The sequence below is a fragment of the Sphingomonas sp. C3-2 genome (assembly GCF_033025475.1).
Taxonomy (GTDB): Bacteria; Pseudomonadota; Alphaproteobacteria; order Sphingomonadales; family Sphingomonadaceae; genus Sphingobium_A.
This window is the reverse complement of sequence record NZ_CP130322.1, coordinates 194,636-210,394: the sequence shown is the minus strand read 5'-3', so window position 1 is coordinate 210,394 and position 15,759 is coordinate 194,636. Positions and strand designations below refer to the sequence as shown.

The window sequence follows — 15,759 nt, the reverse complement described above, 5'->3', positions numbered from 1 at the left end:
GGCCGGGCGGTCATTTCGCGGCGGGAACGCCCGCCGAACGGGCGACGATTTCCACCTTTCCCCCGTCCTTCACGCGGTCGAAACCTTCCAGCACGACGCGCTCGCCCGGAACCACGCCGCGCAAGATCTGCATCCGCTCCCCGTCGCTCGGCCCGGGGGCGATCTCGCGGCGCCGGGCAAGGCCGGCCTTGTCGACGATATAGACGAACGGCCCCGTATTGCCTTGCTGCACGGCCGCCGCAGGCACGGTCACCGCATTCGCAACGGTCTGCAGCCCCAGCCTTATATTGACGAACTGGTTGGGGAAAAGCTGTTCGTCGGCATTTGAAAATGTTCCGCGCAGCCGCAATGTGCCCGAACCGGGATCGATGCGGTTGTCGATCGTTTCCAGCCGGCCTTCTGCCAGCTCGGCGCGTTCGCCGCGATCCCAGGCTTTGACCTTGAGGGCACCGGCCTGCATCGCCGCGCGCACCGCGTCAATCTGCGCTTCGGGGATGGTGAAGATCACCGATATCGGCTGCATCTGGGTGATCGTGGCGATCTCGGCGGTGTCGCCCGCGCGCACCAGATTGCCGGCATCGATCCCGCGCAGCCCGATCCGGCCCGTAATGGGCGCGCGGATCGCGGCAAATTCAAGCTGCAGCCGGGCATCGGCGATCCGCGCATCGTTGGCCGCGACGGCGCCGCTGAACTGGCCGATCAACGCCTGCTGCTGATCGAGCTTGGTCTGCGTGGTATAGCCGTCACGCGCGAGCGTGCGATGCTGGGCCAGCTCGCGCCGGGCCTGTGTCAGTTGCGCCTCGCTTTGCTGCCGTTCGCCCACGGCCTGCGCCAGGTTTGCGCGGTAAGGGCGCGGGTCGATCTCGGCGAGAAGCTGGCCCTTGGCTACATGCTGGCCCTCGCGAAAATGGACGCGTACCAATTCGCCGTCCACCCGGCTGCGCACCGTTACGCTGGCGAGCGGGGTCACGGTGCCAAGCGCCTTGATCTCGACATCGAATGGGCCTGACTGCGCCTGTGCAATGCGGACGATGGCGGGGGAATCCGCTTTGGTTTCTTCGGGCGCGGCTGTGTTGCCCAACCACCAGAAACCCCCTGCCAGGACAAATAGTCCGGCCACCCCCGACAATATCCGCCCACGCACCCGCCGCGCAGCCGGCAAAGCTTCCCGATCCAAACCAATCACTCCACTGAGTCTTTTTCTAATTGATTGTCATTATCAATAATGACATCAGCCAGATCGGGCAAGGAGTTTCATAGGGTTGCGCACAATGTCGCGATATTCGCCTCAATTCATATCCGCTGTCGCGGCAGTCACGGGATTGTTGCTGACCGGTTGTGCTGCAACCGATCATGCGGTGGCCCCGGCCGCGCTGCCGCTTGCCCGGGGCGATCTGGCGTCGGGGGAGGCACGCTGGCCGCAGCCGAATTGGTGGAGCGGCTATGGCAGTCCCGAAATCGACGCGCTCATTGCCGAGGCGCACGCCGTCAATGCCGATATCGGCATGGCGCTGGGCCGTGTCGAACAGGCCCGGGGGCGTGCGCGAAGCGCGGGGGCGCTGCTTTTGCCCGGCGTGCAGGTCGAGGGATCGGCGGCGCGCAGCGACGGTGCAGCATCGGTGGTTGCCGAGCGCTGGGGCGCCCAACTTACCGCCGCATATGAAGTCGATCTGTGGGGACGTTACCGCGCGGGGCGCAACGCCGCCCGCTTCAGCCTGCTTGCCTCGCGCTTCGATCAGGATACCGTTCGGCTGATGGTGACGGGCGACGTCGTTCGCAACTATGCCGGGTTGATGACGGTGCGCGATCGGCAGGCGATCGGCCGGCTGAACCTGCGCGCGGCGCGCACGCTGCTGGCGCGGGTAGAGGCGATGAGCCGGGTCGGCGTTGCGCTTGCGGGCGATGTCGCGGCGCAACATGCGCTGGTTGCGGGGGAGGAGGCCGACCTTGCCGCGCTCGATCAGGCCGAAGGCGAGTTTCGCGCCGCGCTCGCGCTGCTGGTCGGACGGCAGGCGCAGGGGTTCGACGTTGCGGGGCAGGGGCTGGCGGCGATCGCGCATATGCCGGCTGTGGTGCCGGGTCTGTCGTCGGATCTGCTCCGGCGTCGGCCCGATATCGCCTCTGTGCACGCCGCGCTCGCGGCGGCGGTGGCGGATGCCGAGGCGGCCCGCACCGCGATGCTCCCCAGTATCACCCTGACCGCCGCGCGTGGGGTCGAAGGCGGGGCAGGGCCAAGCGCGGCCTTCTACAATCTCGTCGCCGGGCTGACCCAGCCTCTGCTCGATCATGGCCGCCTCGCGGGCGCACGCGATACGGCGCGCGGTGTCCGCAGCGAACGCGAAGCCGCCTATCGCAAGGCCGTGCTGCAGGCTTTTTCCGAAGTCGAGCGCGATCTGACCGCGATCTCCAGCCTCGACCGCGCGGTTGCCGCGCTGGAGGTGCAGGCGAACGAAGCGGCGCGTGCGGCTGCCGCGAGCGAGGCGCGCTACCGTGCGGGGGTGGAGGAAATCACCGCCAGCCTCGATGCCCAGCGCACGCTCTACGCCGCGCGCGACCGGCTGGCCCAGGCGCGCGGCAACCGGCTGGCCGCCTCAATCTCGCTTCATCAGACGCTGGGCGGCGGCTGGATCGCTCCGGAATCCCCCTCCGCGCGATAGGGCGCCAGGCTGTCAGATGACCGAGGTGGGGCAACCCGCTTTGGGCGAGGTTCAAGCCAATCCAAGGCGCTCCATAATGAAGTCTGCTCGGCTGTTCACCGCCACCCTTGGCAGTAACTGGATGTCGTAGCCAAGCGACAAAAATGCCGTCAGCAACCGCTCATACTCGTTCACCGCTTCTTCCAGGCCGTGCTGACGATCGTCGTCACCAACGTAAATTTCCGGCCAAGGTGGCGTCATGAAAACCAGCTTATTGTAACGCGCTGTTGCGTAGGACTTCAGGACCGGTTTGCCCGTAGCATATTCGAGCGTGGCGGCTGCATCGATGAGGCCGCGATCAAAAAAAAACCATCCCGGGCAGATTTTTTGCCCGCTCTCGGTCCTCAAGCGACATTTCGATCGCCCGCTCTGCAAATGCCATAAGGTTGACCCAGGGCAATGCGCGTCCCGATCCCAGCCTCTCTTCGGCAATGATCTTGCGGCCCGGCTCTTCAAAGACCGCGTAGCCCCGCCTTTTCAATTCAGCCAGCAGCGTCGATTTGCCACCACCCGAACACCCAGAGATAACAACATATCGGTCCATAGCGTCCGCTTGTAATGAACCGCTTGTGCGTTGCGAAGGGCTGGCTCTGGTCGTTTCCAAACGCCCTGCGCCGCCACGGGCGGCGCAGGGTTGAATATGGCGGGAAAGGTCAGTTGGTGCGGTAGCTCAGCGTGGTGACATGGTGGAGCTTTTCGGCCGTTACGCCGCCGACATCCATCTTCGCATCCTCACCGTGACTGGCGACGATGATATAGCGTCCTGCACCCTTGTTGGGGACGGCGACGATGCCCTGATCATCGGTGCGCAGGGTCTTTTGCCACTTGCCGGGGGCGATCACGGTGACAGCGGTGCTGGGCATCGGCTTGCCTTGGAACTGAACCCTGAACCGGTCGGCATCGGCCGCAAGGGGCACGATCTCGAAATCAAGCTTTGCCACCGTTTCCCGGCGCCCCTCGCGCGCATGGAAGATCGCGGCATTCTTTACGCCGTCATGGTCCCATGGATCGAAGGCGGAGGTGTCGTATAGCCGGAGGTCTGCCGAGCCGGGCGCTTCCGCGTCGAGATGATCGCCCACCAGCCGGGCGGCGATCGGCTTGGTCCGGTCGCTCAGGAAAATAAGCGGCTTTTTCAGTTGCGCCGCATCGGGTTCGCCCGGCTCGGCGACGTCCGCTGCGGGTTCGCCGAAATATATTCGTGCCGGGCCGGTTGCGTCGCGCTCGATCCAGATTTCGTGCGCGGCGGCCGGGGCGGTCGCGGCGAACAGCATCGCGCTCGTGAGAAGAGGCTTGAGCATGTAATTCCCCCTATGAGTTTGCCGAAAGATCCAGTCGGTTGGGGCAGGGCTGCGCATGGCGTGCGCAGCACAGCCGGAAAAGTGCTTGGCACGCATCTTTCCGTCCCGGTCCAGCGGATTTCAGGAGGTTAACGATAATAGTAACGAGTCGCAATAGCGAGCTTGGGGCGATGCTATGCGCGCGCTCATTCGGGGTCCAGCAGGCGCGGGCCGCTTCCCATTTCGGAGAGCTCGTCCCCGGGGTTGCGAAGCGGGCAATCGTCGATCGACAGGCAGCCGCAACCGATGCACGACGCCATCTGGTCGCGCAGCCGGATAAGGCGGGCGATCCGATCGTCGAGTTCGTCGCGCCATTCGGTAGACAGCCTGCGCCAGTCGGCGGCAGTGATCGTCGCGCGGTCGGCGGGAAGGCTGTTCAGCCGGTCCCTGATGACGGCAAGCGGAATGCCCGCGCGCTGTGCGACCTTGATGATGGCGATCGCGCGCAACACGCCCCGGCCATAACGCCTCTGATTGCCGTTGTTGCGCGTGCTTTCGATCAATCCGTTGCGCTCATAGAAATGCAGCGTGGAAACGGGAACGCCGGCGCGCGCCGCGACCTCGCCCACGCTCAGTGCGCGGTGTGCTTGCTCGCTGGTAAGTCGGGCCATCGTCAAATATCGCTTTACCTCAACATTGGTTGAGGTTCTATGGAGTGGCTCCCCGATTCGAACAAGGGAGCAGGATTTGAGTGTTTGCCCGATCGCAAAGGCATGTCTGCCCGGTTCAGCCGGGGCGGATCATGTTGCGATACAGTCGTGTCATGCGGGGGGCGATCGCCTCGGTATCGCCGCTGGTGACGATGGCTTCGTCGACCGCGCCGTGAAGCCCGTAAAACATGATGACGGCCACGGCGACGGGTTCGTCCACGGCCCAGGTCCCGGCCGCAGCGCCCCCGCCAATCAGCGCGGCGAGGCTTTGGACAATCGGCTCATTTCCCATCGGATGGCGGTGCGCGATCGCCGGTTCATGAAACAGCACATCGTGCAGCGCATAGGTCGCGAGATAATAGGCGATAGTGGTTTCGATCCAGATGCCGAGCCGCGCGTCCCACGCATTGTCCGGGCACGGCGCAATCGCTGCGTCGACATGCTCCAGAAAATGCCGCGAATATTGGTCGCGCAGCGCCTCCAGCATGGCAGCGCGATCCTTGAAATAATGGTAGAAAGTGCCCTTCGCGACCCCGGCTTGCGTTGCGATGTCGTCGATCGTCGTCGACGCCTGGCCCCGTTCGACAAACAGCAGGGCGGCGGCGTCGAGCAAGGCATCGCGCCGTACATCGTGCTTGCGGGGGCCGCGCGGCGCGCCGGCGAGGCGCTCGCGCCGGATGCGCGCGGGAAGAGAGGGTCTGCGGGTCGATGCCATCGAACCTTATCCTAGCTGCAAATTTTGCAACACGCGACCCGATTGACCCGATCGGGCGTTAATAATATTGATTCGCAATAAATTCGACTAAGAGTCGATTTTGATGTTCAGGAAGGACGAAGATGATCGCCGATGAGGATGCCGCGCCGGATATGCGGGACAAGCCGACGCGCTGGGTTGGTACACGCCAGGCGGTAATTGCGCTGGTTGCGCTTGGCCTTGTGTTCGCATTGCTGTTCGGATGGCGCAGCTGGCGCAATGCCGCGCCGGCCCAGCCCGCCATACCGCCCACGCCGGTGATCGCGACCGTCGTTGAACCGACCGACCTGCCGGCCGCGCTTGAAGCGGTGGGGTCGCTGCGCGCGGTGCGAGAGGTGATGCTCGCGCCCGAAGTCGCCGGGCGTGTCACCGCGATCCGCTTTGAAGCGGGGAGCCGCGTCGGGCAGGGGGCGGCGCTCGTTCAGCTATACGATGCGCCCGAGCGCGCCGACCGGGCCGCCGCGGCTGCGCGGGCGGAACTGGCCCGGACGCAGCTGGCGCGGTCGCGCGAATTGGCGCCCACCGGCGCCGAGCCGCGCGAAGTGCTCCAGCAACGCCAGGCCGAATATGATCAGGCGATGGCCGCCGTTCGACAGATCGATGCGCGGATCGCGCAAAAACGCATCTCGGCGCCGTTTTCGGGCGATCTGGGCATCAGGCGGGTCAATCCGGGGCAATATCTGAACCCCGGCGATCCGGTTGTCTCGCTCACCAGCCTCGATCAGCTTTATATCGATTTCACGGTGCCGCAGCAGGAATTGTCCCGCATTCGCATGGGCGGCAGCGTCCGTGTTTCGGCCGATGCCTGGCCCGGCCGCGCCTTCACCGCGCGCGTCACCACGGTCGAACCGCGCATCGGCGAAGAAAGCCGGAACATCATGGTTCAGGCCTTGCTCGCCAATCCTGACCGCGCGCTTCGCCCGGGCATGTATGTGACCGCCGCGCTCGATCTGCCGCCCGAACAGGGCGCGCTGGTGCTTCCGGCAACGGCCATCCAGACCTCGGCTTCGGGGGACAGCGTCACCGTCGTGCGCGGCGCGAAGGCGCGGCAGGGCGGCAAGGCGGAAGCGGTTTCGGTGACGACCGGACGGCGCGTTGGAAATCATGTGGCGGTGACGCGGGGGCTGAAGCCCGGTGACGTCGTCGTCGCGGAAGGCCAGTTGCGTGTCCAACCCGGTGCCGAAGTCCGCGTGGCCCGCCTGATAACGGCTGGGGAGCGTTGACGATGAAGTTCACCGATCTCTTCATCCGCCGGCCCATATTGGCGGTCGTCGTCAGCCTGCTCATCCTGCTCGTTGGCGGCGCGTCGATGTTCCTGCTGCAGGTCCGCGAATATCCCAATATGGAAAGCGCGACGATCGTCGTCGATACCAGCTATCCCGGTGCCACGCAGGATGTGATGCAGGGTTTCGTCACCACCCCGATCGCACAGGCGATCGCGACGGCGAACGGCATTGAATATCTCACCTCCACCTCAAGCCAGGGCCGAAGCCAGGTGAAGGCGAAGCTCGTGCTCAACGCCGATGCCGATCGGTCGATGACCGAGGTGCTTGCCAAGGTGCAGCAGGTCAAGTTCCGCCTGCCGCCCGGTGCCACCGATCCCGTCATCACCAAGATCACCGATGGTGCCTCGGCGGTGCAATATGTCGCCTTTGTCAGCGACACGCTCTCGGTTCCGCAAATCACCGATTTCGCGACCCGCGTCGCCCAGCCGCTGATCACTGCGGTGCCGGGCGTCGCCTCGGCCGATATGGGCGGTGGCCAGACTTTGGCGATGCGCGTCTGGCTCGATCCGGACAAGCTTGCAGCACGGGGCCTGTCGGCAGGCGAAGTCGCCGCCGCGCTGCGCGCCAATAACGTCCAGGCCGCCCCCGGCCAGCTCAAAGGCGCCTTGACCGCGATCAACATCACGGCCGCGACCGACCTCACCAATATCGACGATTTTCGCGACATGGTCGTGAAAACGGGTTCTGACGGCATCGTCCGGCTGCGCGATGTCGCGACGATCGAGATTGGTGGCCAGAATTACGACAGCAGCGCCAGCAGCAGCGGCCGGACCGGCGTGTTCATCGCCATCTCGCCGACGCCCGACGGCAACCCGCTGGAAATCGTGGCTGCGGTAAAGGATCTGTTGCCCGGTATCCAGCGCGTTGCGCCGCCGGGGTTGAAGGTCACCAGCCAGTTCGACGTCGCCCATTTCGTGCATGCGTCGATCGATGAGGTCACCCATACCCTGATCGAAGCGATCGTGATCGTGGTGATCGTGATCTTCCTGTTCCTCGGCTCGCTGCGCGCCGTCATCATCCCGATCGTCACCATCCCGCTTTCGCTGGTCGGCGCGGCGGCATTGATGCTTGCCTTCGGCTTTTCGCTGAACCTTTTGACGCTGCTGGCAATGGTGCTGGCGATCGGGCTGGTCGTCGACGACGCGATCGTCGTGGTCGAGAATATCCATCGCCATATCGAAGAAGGGCTGTCGCCGGTTCAGGCGGCCTTGCTGGGCGCGCGCGAAATCGTCGGCCCGGTGATCGCGATGACGATCACGCTTGCTGCGGTCTACACCCCCATCGGCCTGATGGGCGGGCTTACGGGGGCGCTCTTCCGCGAATTCGCCTTCACGCTGGCGGGCGCGGTGATCGTGTCCGGGGTGATCGCGCTTACCTTGTCGCCGATGATGAGCAGCTTCCTGCTCAACGACAAATTGTCCGAAGGCCGGCTGTCGCAGGCGATCGAGCACAATATGGCGCGGATGACGGCGGGGTATGACCGGATTCTTGGCCGCACGCTCGCCGCGCGCGGGGTCGTCCTGCTTGTCGGCATTGGCGTGCTCGGCGGGATCGTGATCCTTTTTTCGGGCGCGCAGCGCGAACTCGCGCCGCAAGAGGATCAGGGCTATGTCTTCGTCCAGACCAAGGGCCCGCAATATGCGAATATCGACTATACCGCGCGCTTCGGGCGAGAGGTCGAGGCGATGTTCAAGACGCTGCCCGAATATGTCAGCTCATGGTTCAGCAATGGCACGGACGGCGCCAATAACGGCTTTGGCGGCGTGATCCTGAAGGAATGGGCGGATCGCGATCGCAGCGCCGATGACATTCAGGCGCAACTCAACGCCGATGGATCGGGGATTACCGGGGTGTATGCGACGGCGTTTCAACCGCCCCCGCTTCCGGCGGGCAGCGGCGGCTTGCCGGTACAGATGGTCATCCGTTCGCCTGAGGATTTCCCCGTGATCTACCGGACGCTGGAACGCATCAAGGGGGCGGCCTGGGGCAGTGGGCTGTTCGTTTTCGTCGACAGCGACCTTGCCTTTGACAGCCCCGAAGCACGCATCACCATCGACCGCGCGAAAGCCGGTGAACTGGGTGTCACCATGGATAATATCGCGGGCACGCTCGCCACGCTGGTCGGCGAAAACTACGTCAACCGCTTCAACTGGCACGACCGTTCCTATGACGTCATCGCGCAGGTCCCGCGCGATCGGCGGCTGACGCCCGACAATCTGGGCCGGTTCTATGTGAAGGCCCAGTCGGGAACGCTCATCCCGCTTTCCACGGTGGTCAAGATCGACATGCATCCGCAAGCCAATCGCCTGCCGCAATTCAACCAGATGAACTCCGCCACGCTTTCGGCGGTGCTCGCGCCCGGCGTCACCATGGGGCAGGCGGTCGAATTCCTGAGCGCGCAGGAACTGCCTGCGGGGATGACGGTCGACTGGCTGTCCGACAGCAGGCAATATGTCACCGAGGGGGATCGGTTGACGATATCCTTCGGTTTTGCGCTGATCGTGATCTTCCTTGTTCTGGCGGCGCAGTTTGAAAGCTTCCGCGATCCCATTGTCATCCTTGTGACGGTGCCGCTGGCGGTGTGCGGTGCGCTCGTGCCGCTCTATCTCGGCTTTGCCACGCTCAACATCTACACCCAGATCGGGCTGGTGACGTTGATCGGGCTGATCTCGAAACACGGCATCCTGATGGTGTCGTTCGCCAATGAGATGCAGCATAGCGAGGGCCTTGATCGTGTCGCCGCAATCCGCAAGGCGGCCGCAGTGCGGATGCGCCCGGTGCTGATGACCACCGCCGCAATGGTGGCGGGGCTCATTCCGCTGCTCTTTGCCAGCGGGGCGGGGGCGGCAAGCCGCTTCGCCATTGGCATTGTGGTGGTGATGGGCATGCTCATCGGCACGCTGTTCACCCTCTTCGTACTGCCCACCATCTACAGCCTCGTCGCGCGCGATCACCGCGCGGCCGGCCGCAGTGCGCGCGCCAGGCAGATCGCCGAAACGGAGGCGGCTCATGCATAAGTTTCGTTATTCTACGCTCCTTCTCCCGCTGCTGGCGGGGGCCTGCGCCGTTGGCCCCGATTATCGCCCGCCCGAAATCGCGGCGCGCGGGGCGGGGGCCTATACCACATCGGCGCAGAGCACCGACCCGAACGCGGATCTGCCCGATCACTGGTGGCGGCTCTATGAGGATCCGGTGCTTGATGGCCTGATCGCGCGGGCGCTGACGGCGAACACCGATCTGCGCGTGGCCAACGCCAATCTTGCCCGCGCCCGCGCGGTGCTGGGCGAGGCGAGGGCCGGCCGCCTGCCGTCCACCGACATTACGGCGGGCTCGCAATATGGCGATGCCATGATTGGCACCGCCAATGGCGGCGGGGATACGCAATGGACGCACAGCGGCAATCTGGCCGTTTCATGGGAAGTCGATCTGTTCGGCCGGGTCGGTCGTGCGATCGCTGCGGCGCGCGCGGATACCGAGGCGGTTGCCGCCGCGCGCGACGCGGTGCGTGTCGTCGTCGCAGCCGAAACGGCCCGCGCATATGGCGATGCCTGTGCATTTGCCGATGCCGCATCGATCGCCAAGCTGTCGCTTGATACGGCGGAAAACAGCCTTCGCATCGTCACGGCCCAGCACAAGGCCGGCTCGGCGTCGCAGTTCGACGTCGAACGCGCGGCAACCGCCGTGGCCAATGCGCGGGCAGCGATCCCGCCGTTCGAAAGCCGCCACCGTATCGCACTGCTCGAACTGTCGGCACTGCTCGGTGGCCAGCCGGCCGATATCCCCGAAGAGGCCCGCCGGTGCGCCAAGCCGCCTGCCCCTGTGGCCGCCTTGCCGATCGGCGATGGGGCGGGGCTGTTGCGTCGTCGCCCCGATCTGCGCGAAGCCGAACGGCGCCTGGCTGCCGACACCGCGCGCATCGGCGTGGCCATGGCCGATCTCTATCCAAGGATCAGCCTGGGGGGTGAAGGAAATTTCTTGCGCAACGACATGGTCAGGGGCAGCGATAGTTTCAGCTTTTCCCTCGGGCCGCTTCTGTCGTGGAGCTTCCCCAATATTGCGGTCGCCCGCGCGCGGGTGCGTCAGGCCGAGGCGCAAGGCGAAGCTGCGCTTGCCACCTTTGACGGCAAGGTGATCGGCGCGCTCAAGGAAGTCGAACAGGCGCTTGCCGCCTTCGATTCCGAACGCCGCCGTAACCTGGCCTTGCGCGATGCCCGCGCGCGCGCGGAAAACGCGTTCCAACTGGCGCAGACGCGCTACCGGGCGGGATCGATCTCGCTGCTCGACACCCTTGTTGCGCAGCAGACACTGATCGATGCCCGGCTTGCACTGTCCAATTCAGAACAGCAGTTCAGCTCGGCGCGCATCGATCTGTTCAGGGCGCTTGGCGGCGGCTGGGGCTGACGCGCGGGCAGATTGCGACAGGCGTGGCCCAGCGTCGATGCACCGAACTGGGCCACGCCAGCCATCGGCGTGATGTGATGATTGCGCACCGTGTGCCATTGACATGATATAAAGTCACCTTATCAATGGCGGCAACCAAGGGAGTCGCCATGAAGTCCGCCATTTCGTTCGTTGCATTACTTGTCACCGGAACCTCTGTCCCCGCGCTTGCACAATCCGCCGATGCCGGTGCCGCGCGTGCAAAGCCCATCATGCACGAGGCGCAAGGGCCGGAAATCGTCGTCACCGCGCTTCAGCGCGACCGCGCCGATCTTCTGGGCGGCGCCTCGGTGCTGAGCGGGGTGGAACTGGACGCCAGCCGCCGCACGACGATTGGCGAGACGCTCGCCGCGCTGCCGGGCGTGAGCGCGACGTCGTTCGGGCCGTCCTCGTCGCGGCCGATCTTGCGCGGGCTTCAGGCCGACCGTATTCGCGTGCTGATCGACGGCATCGGTAGCTTCGACGCCTCGGGCGCGAGCGCGGATCACGCCGTTTCGATCAATCCGCTGACCGCCGAGCGTATCGAGGTGCTGCGCGGCCCCAGCGCGCTTCTCTATGGATCGTCGGCAATCGGCGGCGTGGTGAGCGTGATCGACAACCGCATCCCGCGCAACGTGCCCGATGAAGTGGTGCATATGCAGGCCGATGCCGAATATGGCTCGGCGGCCGATGAGCGCCGGATCGCCGGGGCCATCGACGTGCCGCTGGGCGGTGGCTTCGTGCTCCATGCCGATGGCAGCTATGCCAAACAGGATGATCTGCGCGCGGGCGGCTATCTTCTCAGCAAGCCGCTGCGTGGCGAAGCGGCGCAGTCGCCCTCGGCGGAAATTCGCGAACTCGCCGAACTGAAGGGCAAGATCCCGAACACCGCCGCCGAAACCAGCGAAGTCGCGCTTGGCCTTGGCTATGTGGCGGAGGGGGGCAAGATCGGTTTCTCGGTCGCGCGCTCGGACAACCGCTACGGCGTGCCCATCCGCTTCTCGCTCGATCCCGATGTCGAAGCCGAGGCACCGACGCTCGATGTCCGCCAGTACCGCGCCGATCTGCGCGCCGAGGTCAATCCCGAAACCGGGCCGTTCGACGCGATCCGGCTGCGCGCCGGCTATGGCGATTATCGCCATTTCGAGATCGAGGAAGACGGCCATGTCGCTACCGCCTTTTACAATGAGGGGCTGGAAGGGCGTCTGGAGTTGTCGCAGCGCCAGCGCGGCGTGTGGAGCGGCGTGATCGGCGGCCAGTATCTCACGCGCGATTTCAACGTGGTCGGCCATGAGGCGTTCCTGCCGCCGACGAGCACCGAGCAGGGCGGGGTGTTCACCGTCCAGAATTTCGATTTCGGTCGCTTCCGTGCCGAAGTCGGCGCGCGTTACGAGCATAGCAGCGTCAGCGCGCATGCCAGCGAGGATCTGGGCACGCCCGAAGCCCAGCAAAGCTTCAACGCCTTCACCGCGTCGATCGGCGGGCTTTACGAATTCGCGCATGACTGGAAATTCGGGCTCAATCTCTCGCACACCGAACGCGCGCCGACCGCCGAGGAACTGTTCGCCAACGGCCCGCATCTGGCGACGCAATCGTTCGAGGTCGGCAATCCCGATTTCAGCAAGGAAAAGAGCAATGGCGCAGAAGCCACGCTGCGCGGCCGGGTCGGCGATTTCTCGATCGAGCTTTCAGCCTATTACAATGATTTCTCGAACTTCATCTATCAGGCGCCGACGGGCGATATCGAGGATGATCTGCCGGTCTATGCCTTTGCTGCGGGCGGGGCGAAGCAATATGGTTTCGAGGCAGAGGCCAACGCCACGCTGATGCGGATCGGTGAAGCCAAGATCGTGGCCGATGCGCTGGTCGATTATGTCCGCGTCAAGATCGACGGCGTCGGCCCGGCGCCCTTCATTCCGCCGCTGCGCATGCTGGGCGGGCTTGAATATCAGTCCGATCCGATCGTCGGCCGGATCGAGGTCGAGCGCGTGACCAAGCAAGACCGCGTGGCCGCGTTCGAGACGACGACGCCCGGCTACACCATGGCCAATGCGCGGATCGAATGGCGCCCGATGGGGCCGGAGGGGCTTTTGACGCTGCGCCTCGCCGCGAACAACATCTTCGATGTCGAGGCGCGTCGTCACGCCTCGATCATCGGCGACTATGCGCCGCTCGCGGGCCGCGACATCCGGGTGGGGGCAAGCATTCGTTTCTGACCCCCAATGCTTTCAATATGGGTTGGCGGTTGCGCAGCGACGGGTTGAACCCCTATCTGGCTGCTTTGCATCACTGCTCAACGGGATAATCGCTGCATGACCGCCACCCATTCCACCCGCATGCTGGTCCTTGGTTCCGGACCGGCCGGACTGACCGCCGCCATTTACGGTGCCCGGGCGGGCATGGCGCCGATCGTCGTGCAGGGCATGCAGCCCGGCGGTCAGCTGACGATCACCACCGATGTGGAAAATTATCCGGGCTTCAAGGATGTGATCCAGGGCCCGTGGCTGATGGAACAGATGCAGGCGCAGGCCGAGCATGTCGGCGCGCGGATGATGTATGATTCGATCGTTGAGGTCGATCTGAGCCAGCGTCCGTTCCGCCTGATCGGCGATGGCGGCACGGTCTATACCGGCGATGTGCTGGTGATCGCCACCGGCGCGTCGGCGCGCTGGCTGGGGCTGGAAAGCGAAAATCTGCTGCAGGGCAAGGGCGTGTCCGCCTGCGCAACCTGTGATGGCTTTTTCTATCGCGGCAAGAAGGTCGTCGTCATCGGCGGCGGCAACACCGCCGTTGAGGAAGCGCTCTACCTCACCAACCACAGCCAGGATGTGACGCTGATCCATCGCCGCGATTCGCTGCGTGCGGAAAAGATCCTGCAGGAACGCCTGTTCGCGCACCCCAACATCAAGGTGCTGTGGAACAAGACGGTCGAGCGTTTCGTCGGTGACGGTGATCCCGAAGGTCTGGTCGGCGTCGAGCTGCGCGATACCGAGACGGGCGCGCTGTCGACCATCGATACCGACGGCGCCTTTGTCGCCATCGGCCACTCGCCGGCGACCGAAATTTTCCGCGGACATCTGCGGCTTGATAGCGAAGGCTATCTTGACGTCGAAACCGGATCGACGCGCACCAGCGTTCCCGGCGTGTTCGCCTGCGGTGACGTCATGGACAAGGTTTATCGTCAGGCGGTGACGGCGGCCGGAACCGGCTGCATGGCGGCGCTGGACGCCGAACGCTTTCTGGCGGAAGCCGATTTCGTGATGGAACCGGCCTGATCCCCGAAGGGAATGGCGGCGCGCCGGTGGCGCGCCGCATATTCGGTCAGCCCAGCTTCTTGGCGACCGCAAAGGCGGTGAGATTGCCGAAGGTTTCGAGCATTTCGCCGTCCACCTCATCATCATCGATAATGATGTCGAGCTGATCCTCCAACTCGGTCAACAGGCTGGCCACGGCCATGGAATCGAGTTCGGGCAGCGCGCCGAACAGCGGGGTATCCGCGTCAAAACCGGCAACCCGGTCGGCGTCCAAACCCAGAACTTCGGTGAGAACGGCACGGACCGCTTCTTCGACCTGGACGGCAGCAGCACTTGTCACGCAATTTCCCCTGAATGGACCCGAAAATTTGGCGGGCTTCCTAATTCAAGCGATGGCTGCGCACAAGATTTTCGATCTTCGCGGCGATCACATTTCCCGCATTTGCCAATCTGCGCCCATTATAGGCGGACAGATTTTCGCTTTCCTGCGTGTTGGTGAGGAAGGGAAGCGAAAGGCCAGAAAACAGCGCATTGGCGGTGAATGACGTCACGCCGTCATGGGTGATGACATGGTTGTGAAGCTGTGCTGCCAACAGCTGCTGGGCCTGAACGTCCCCGCACGGCGATGTGGTATGAAGCAGCGTCGCGTGCCCGCGATCGACCAGCCAGATTTGCGCGGCAATGCAACCATCCCCGGCCGCGGAAGCGGGAAGAAGGCCGATACGCAACGTGCCCGCTGCGCCTTCCTGCTCGGCAATGGCTTTGAGCGTGTCGAGCGCGGCAAGCGCCTCGCCCCCAGCGCCTGCCGTCAGCGCGTTCCAGCTCTGGGTATCGGGCACTTGGGTGATGATGGGCGCTGGGGTGTCGTCCGGAACGGGCCGCAATTCGCCGGCTACGCCTGAAAGTGCCACGCGCCCGGGGCGGCGGCGGACGGCCCATCCGGCGCGGGTGAACGCCTGGGCAACCAATTCTGCGCTGCCGTCATCCACCGGCACCGAGGGCAGCTCGACGCGGACGACCCCGCGCAATTGGCGCAGACGGCGGACCAGCGGGAAGAGCAGGCGGGGGCATGTCGCGTCATCGGCATTCACGAAGATCGGGCGGAACGCCGCGCTTTCGGGCGTGGTGAGCGCGTACAGGACGCCGTTGGCGCCGCGCGTCAGGAACAGCCAGGCCTGCGCCTTTCCGGCGGTAGCGCGCAGGATCATGGGGCGGGTTTCGACCGGGGCGTTTTCCCAGACCGCGCGAAACCACGCGATCCGGTCGAACAGCCGGGGCTGCGCGTCGCGATCGAGCACGCCGCGCGCTGCAATTTCTGCACGATCGAAATCGTCGAAATATTCCCCCTTAACCCACAAGTCGC

13 protein-coding genes and 1 pseudogene are annotated in these 15,759 nt (G+C 64.7%); 6 read left to right on the top strand and 8 right to left on the bottom strand.

The annotated features are described in order from the left end of the window. Window positions 1-10: 10 nt before the first annotated feature. On the bottom strand, window positions 11-1,081 hold the full coding sequence (locus QYC26_RS00960; RefSeq protein WP_317513542.1) for an efflux RND transporter periplasmic adaptor subunit: 1,071 nt from the start codon (window positions 1,079-1,081) through the stop codon (window positions 11-13). Window positions 1,082-1,322: 241 nt separating this feature from the next. Between QYC26_RS00960 and QYC26_RS00955 the strand changes: the two genes are divergently transcribed. Next, window positions 1,323-2,657 carry an efflux transporter outer membrane subunit gene (locus tag QYC26_RS00955; protein ID WP_317513541.1) on the top strand — a complete coding sequence of 445 codons (1,335 nt, stop codon included), beginning with the start codon at window positions 1,323-1,325 and terminating at the stop codon, window positions 2,655-2,657. Between the two features lie 51 nt (window positions 2,658-2,708). On the opposite strand, the gene QYC26_RS00950 is transcribed toward QYC26_RS00955, so the two are convergent. The 5 genes and pseudogenes from QYC26_RS00950 to QYC26_RS00930 all read right to left on the bottom strand — a co-directional run bounded on the left by QYC26_RS00950 (window position 2,709) and on the right by QYC26_RS00930 (window position 5,398). Next, window positions 2,709-3,128, bottom strand: coding sequence for an AAA family ATPase (locus QYC26_RS00950; RefSeq protein ID WP_317513540.1), 420 nt, complete (start codon window positions 3,126-3,128; stop codon window positions 2,709-2,711). A gap of 52 nt (window positions 3,129-3,180) precedes the next feature. Beyond that, a pseudogene (locus tag QYC26_RS00945) lies at window positions 3,181-3,240 on the bottom strand (hypothetical protein); the annotation flags it as partial. Window positions 3,241-3,349: 109 nt separating this feature from the next. Further along, window positions 3,350-3,994: a DUF4198 domain-containing protein gene (locus QYC26_RS00940; protein ID WP_317513539.1), complete on the bottom strand. Its 645-nt coding sequence runs from the start codon at window positions 3,992-3,994 to the stop codon at window positions 3,350-3,352. 185 nt (window positions 3,995-4,179) lie between these two features. Then, the gene (gene soxR / locus QYC26_RS00935; RefSeq protein ID WP_317513538.1) at window positions 4,180-4,644 is read right to left on the bottom strand and encodes a redox-sensitive transcriptional activator SoxR; all 465 of its coding nucleotides are present in this window, start codon (window positions 4,642-4,644) and stop codon (window positions 4,180-4,182) included. Window positions 4,645-4,759: 115 nt separating this feature from the next. Continuing rightward, entirely contained in the window at window positions 4,760-5,398 is a 639-nt protein-coding gene (locus tag QYC26_RS00930) for a TetR/AcrR family transcriptional regulator (RefSeq protein WP_317513537.1), read from the bottom strand. Window positions 5,399-5,520: 122 nt separating this feature from the next. Here QYC26_RS00930 and QYC26_RS00925 point away from each other — a divergent pair, with 122 nt between their 5' ends. The 5 genes from QYC26_RS00925 to trxB all read left to right on the top strand — a co-directional run bounded on the left by QYC26_RS00925 (window position 5,521) and on the right by trxB (window position 14,417). Then, window positions 5,521-6,660 (top strand): efflux RND transporter periplasmic adaptor subunit, encoded by a 1,140-nt coding sequence (locus tag QYC26_RS00925; RefSeq protein WP_411197614.1) that lies wholly within the window; start codon window positions 5,521-5,523, stop codon window positions 6,658-6,660. Window positions 6,661-6,662: 2 nt separating this feature from the next. After that, window positions 6,663-9,740 (top strand): efflux RND transporter permease subunit, encoded by a 3,078-nt coding sequence (locus QYC26_RS00920; protein ID WP_317513536.1) that lies wholly within the window; start codon window positions 6,663-6,665, stop codon window positions 9,738-9,740. Continuing rightward, window positions 9,733-11,124: a TolC family protein gene (locus tag QYC26_RS00915; protein ID WP_317513535.1), complete on the top strand. Its 1,392-nt coding sequence runs from the start codon at window positions 9,733-9,735 to the stop codon at window positions 11,122-11,124. Before QYC26_RS00920 ends, QYC26_RS00915 begins: the two co-directional genes overlap by 8 nt. Window positions 11,125-11,273: 149 nt before the next feature. Next, complete coding sequence (locus QYC26_RS00910) at window positions 11,274-13,358, top strand: TonB-dependent receptor (RefSeq protein ID WP_317513534.1); 2,085 nt, start codon at window positions 11,274-11,276, stop codon at window positions 13,356-13,358. A gap of 96 nt (window positions 13,359-13,454) precedes the next feature. Next, complete coding sequence (trxB, locus tag QYC26_RS00905; RefSeq protein WP_317513533.1) at window positions 13,455-14,417, top strand: thioredoxin-disulfide reductase; 963 nt, start codon at window positions 13,455-13,457, stop codon at window positions 14,415-14,417. 46 nt (window positions 14,418-14,463) lie between these two features. On the opposite strand, the gene QYC26_RS00900 is transcribed toward trxB, so the two are convergent. Together QYC26_RS00900 and QYC26_RS00895 are read right to left on the bottom strand one after the other, a co-directional pair. Further along, window positions 14,464-14,736: an acyl carrier protein gene (locus tag QYC26_RS00900; protein WP_317513532.1), complete on the bottom strand. Its 273-nt coding sequence runs from the start codon at window positions 14,734-14,736 to the stop codon at window positions 14,464-14,466. 40 nt (window positions 14,737-14,776) lie between these two features. Next, window positions 14,777-15,754 carry a hypothetical protein gene (locus QYC26_RS00895; protein WP_317513531.1) on the bottom strand — a complete coding sequence of 326 codons (978 nt, stop codon included), beginning with the start codon at window positions 15,752-15,754 and terminating at the stop codon, window positions 14,777-14,779. Between the last annotated feature and the right edge of the window lie 5 nt (window positions 15,755-15,759).

Bases quoted from the DNA above. Each gene is read 5' to 3' on its own strand.
- QYC26_RS00925 (WP_411197614.1), top strand. From the start codon at position 5,521: ATGATCGCCGATGAGGATGCCGCGCCGGATATGCGGGACAAGCCGACG.
- QYC26_RS00910 (WP_317513534.1), top strand. From the start codon at position 11,274: ATGAAGTCCGCCATTTCGTTCGTTGCATTACTTGTCACCGGAACCTCT.
- QYC26_RS00930 (WP_317513537.1), bottom strand. From the start codon at position 5,398: ATGGCATCGACCCGCAGACCCTCTCTTCCCGCGCGCATCCGGCGCGAG.
- trxB (WP_317513533.1), top strand. From the start codon at position 13,455: ATGACCGCCACCCATTCCACCCGCATGCTGGTCCTTGGTTCCGGACCG.
- QYC26_RS00940 (WP_317513539.1), bottom strand. From the start codon at position 3,994: ATGCTCAAGCCTCTTCTCACGAGCGCGATGCTGTTCGCCGCGACCGCC.
- QYC26_RS00915 (WP_317513535.1), top strand. From the start codon at position 9,733: ATGCATAAGTTTCGTTATTCTACGCTCCTTCTCCCGCTGCTGGCGGGG.
- QYC26_RS00920 (WP_317513536.1), top strand. From the start codon at position 6,663: ATGAAGTTCACCGATCTCTTCATCCGCCGGCCCATATTGGCGGTCGTC.
- soxR (WP_317513538.1), bottom strand. From the start codon at position 4,644: ATGGCCCGACTTACCAGCGAGCAAGCACACCGCGCACTGAGCGTGGGC.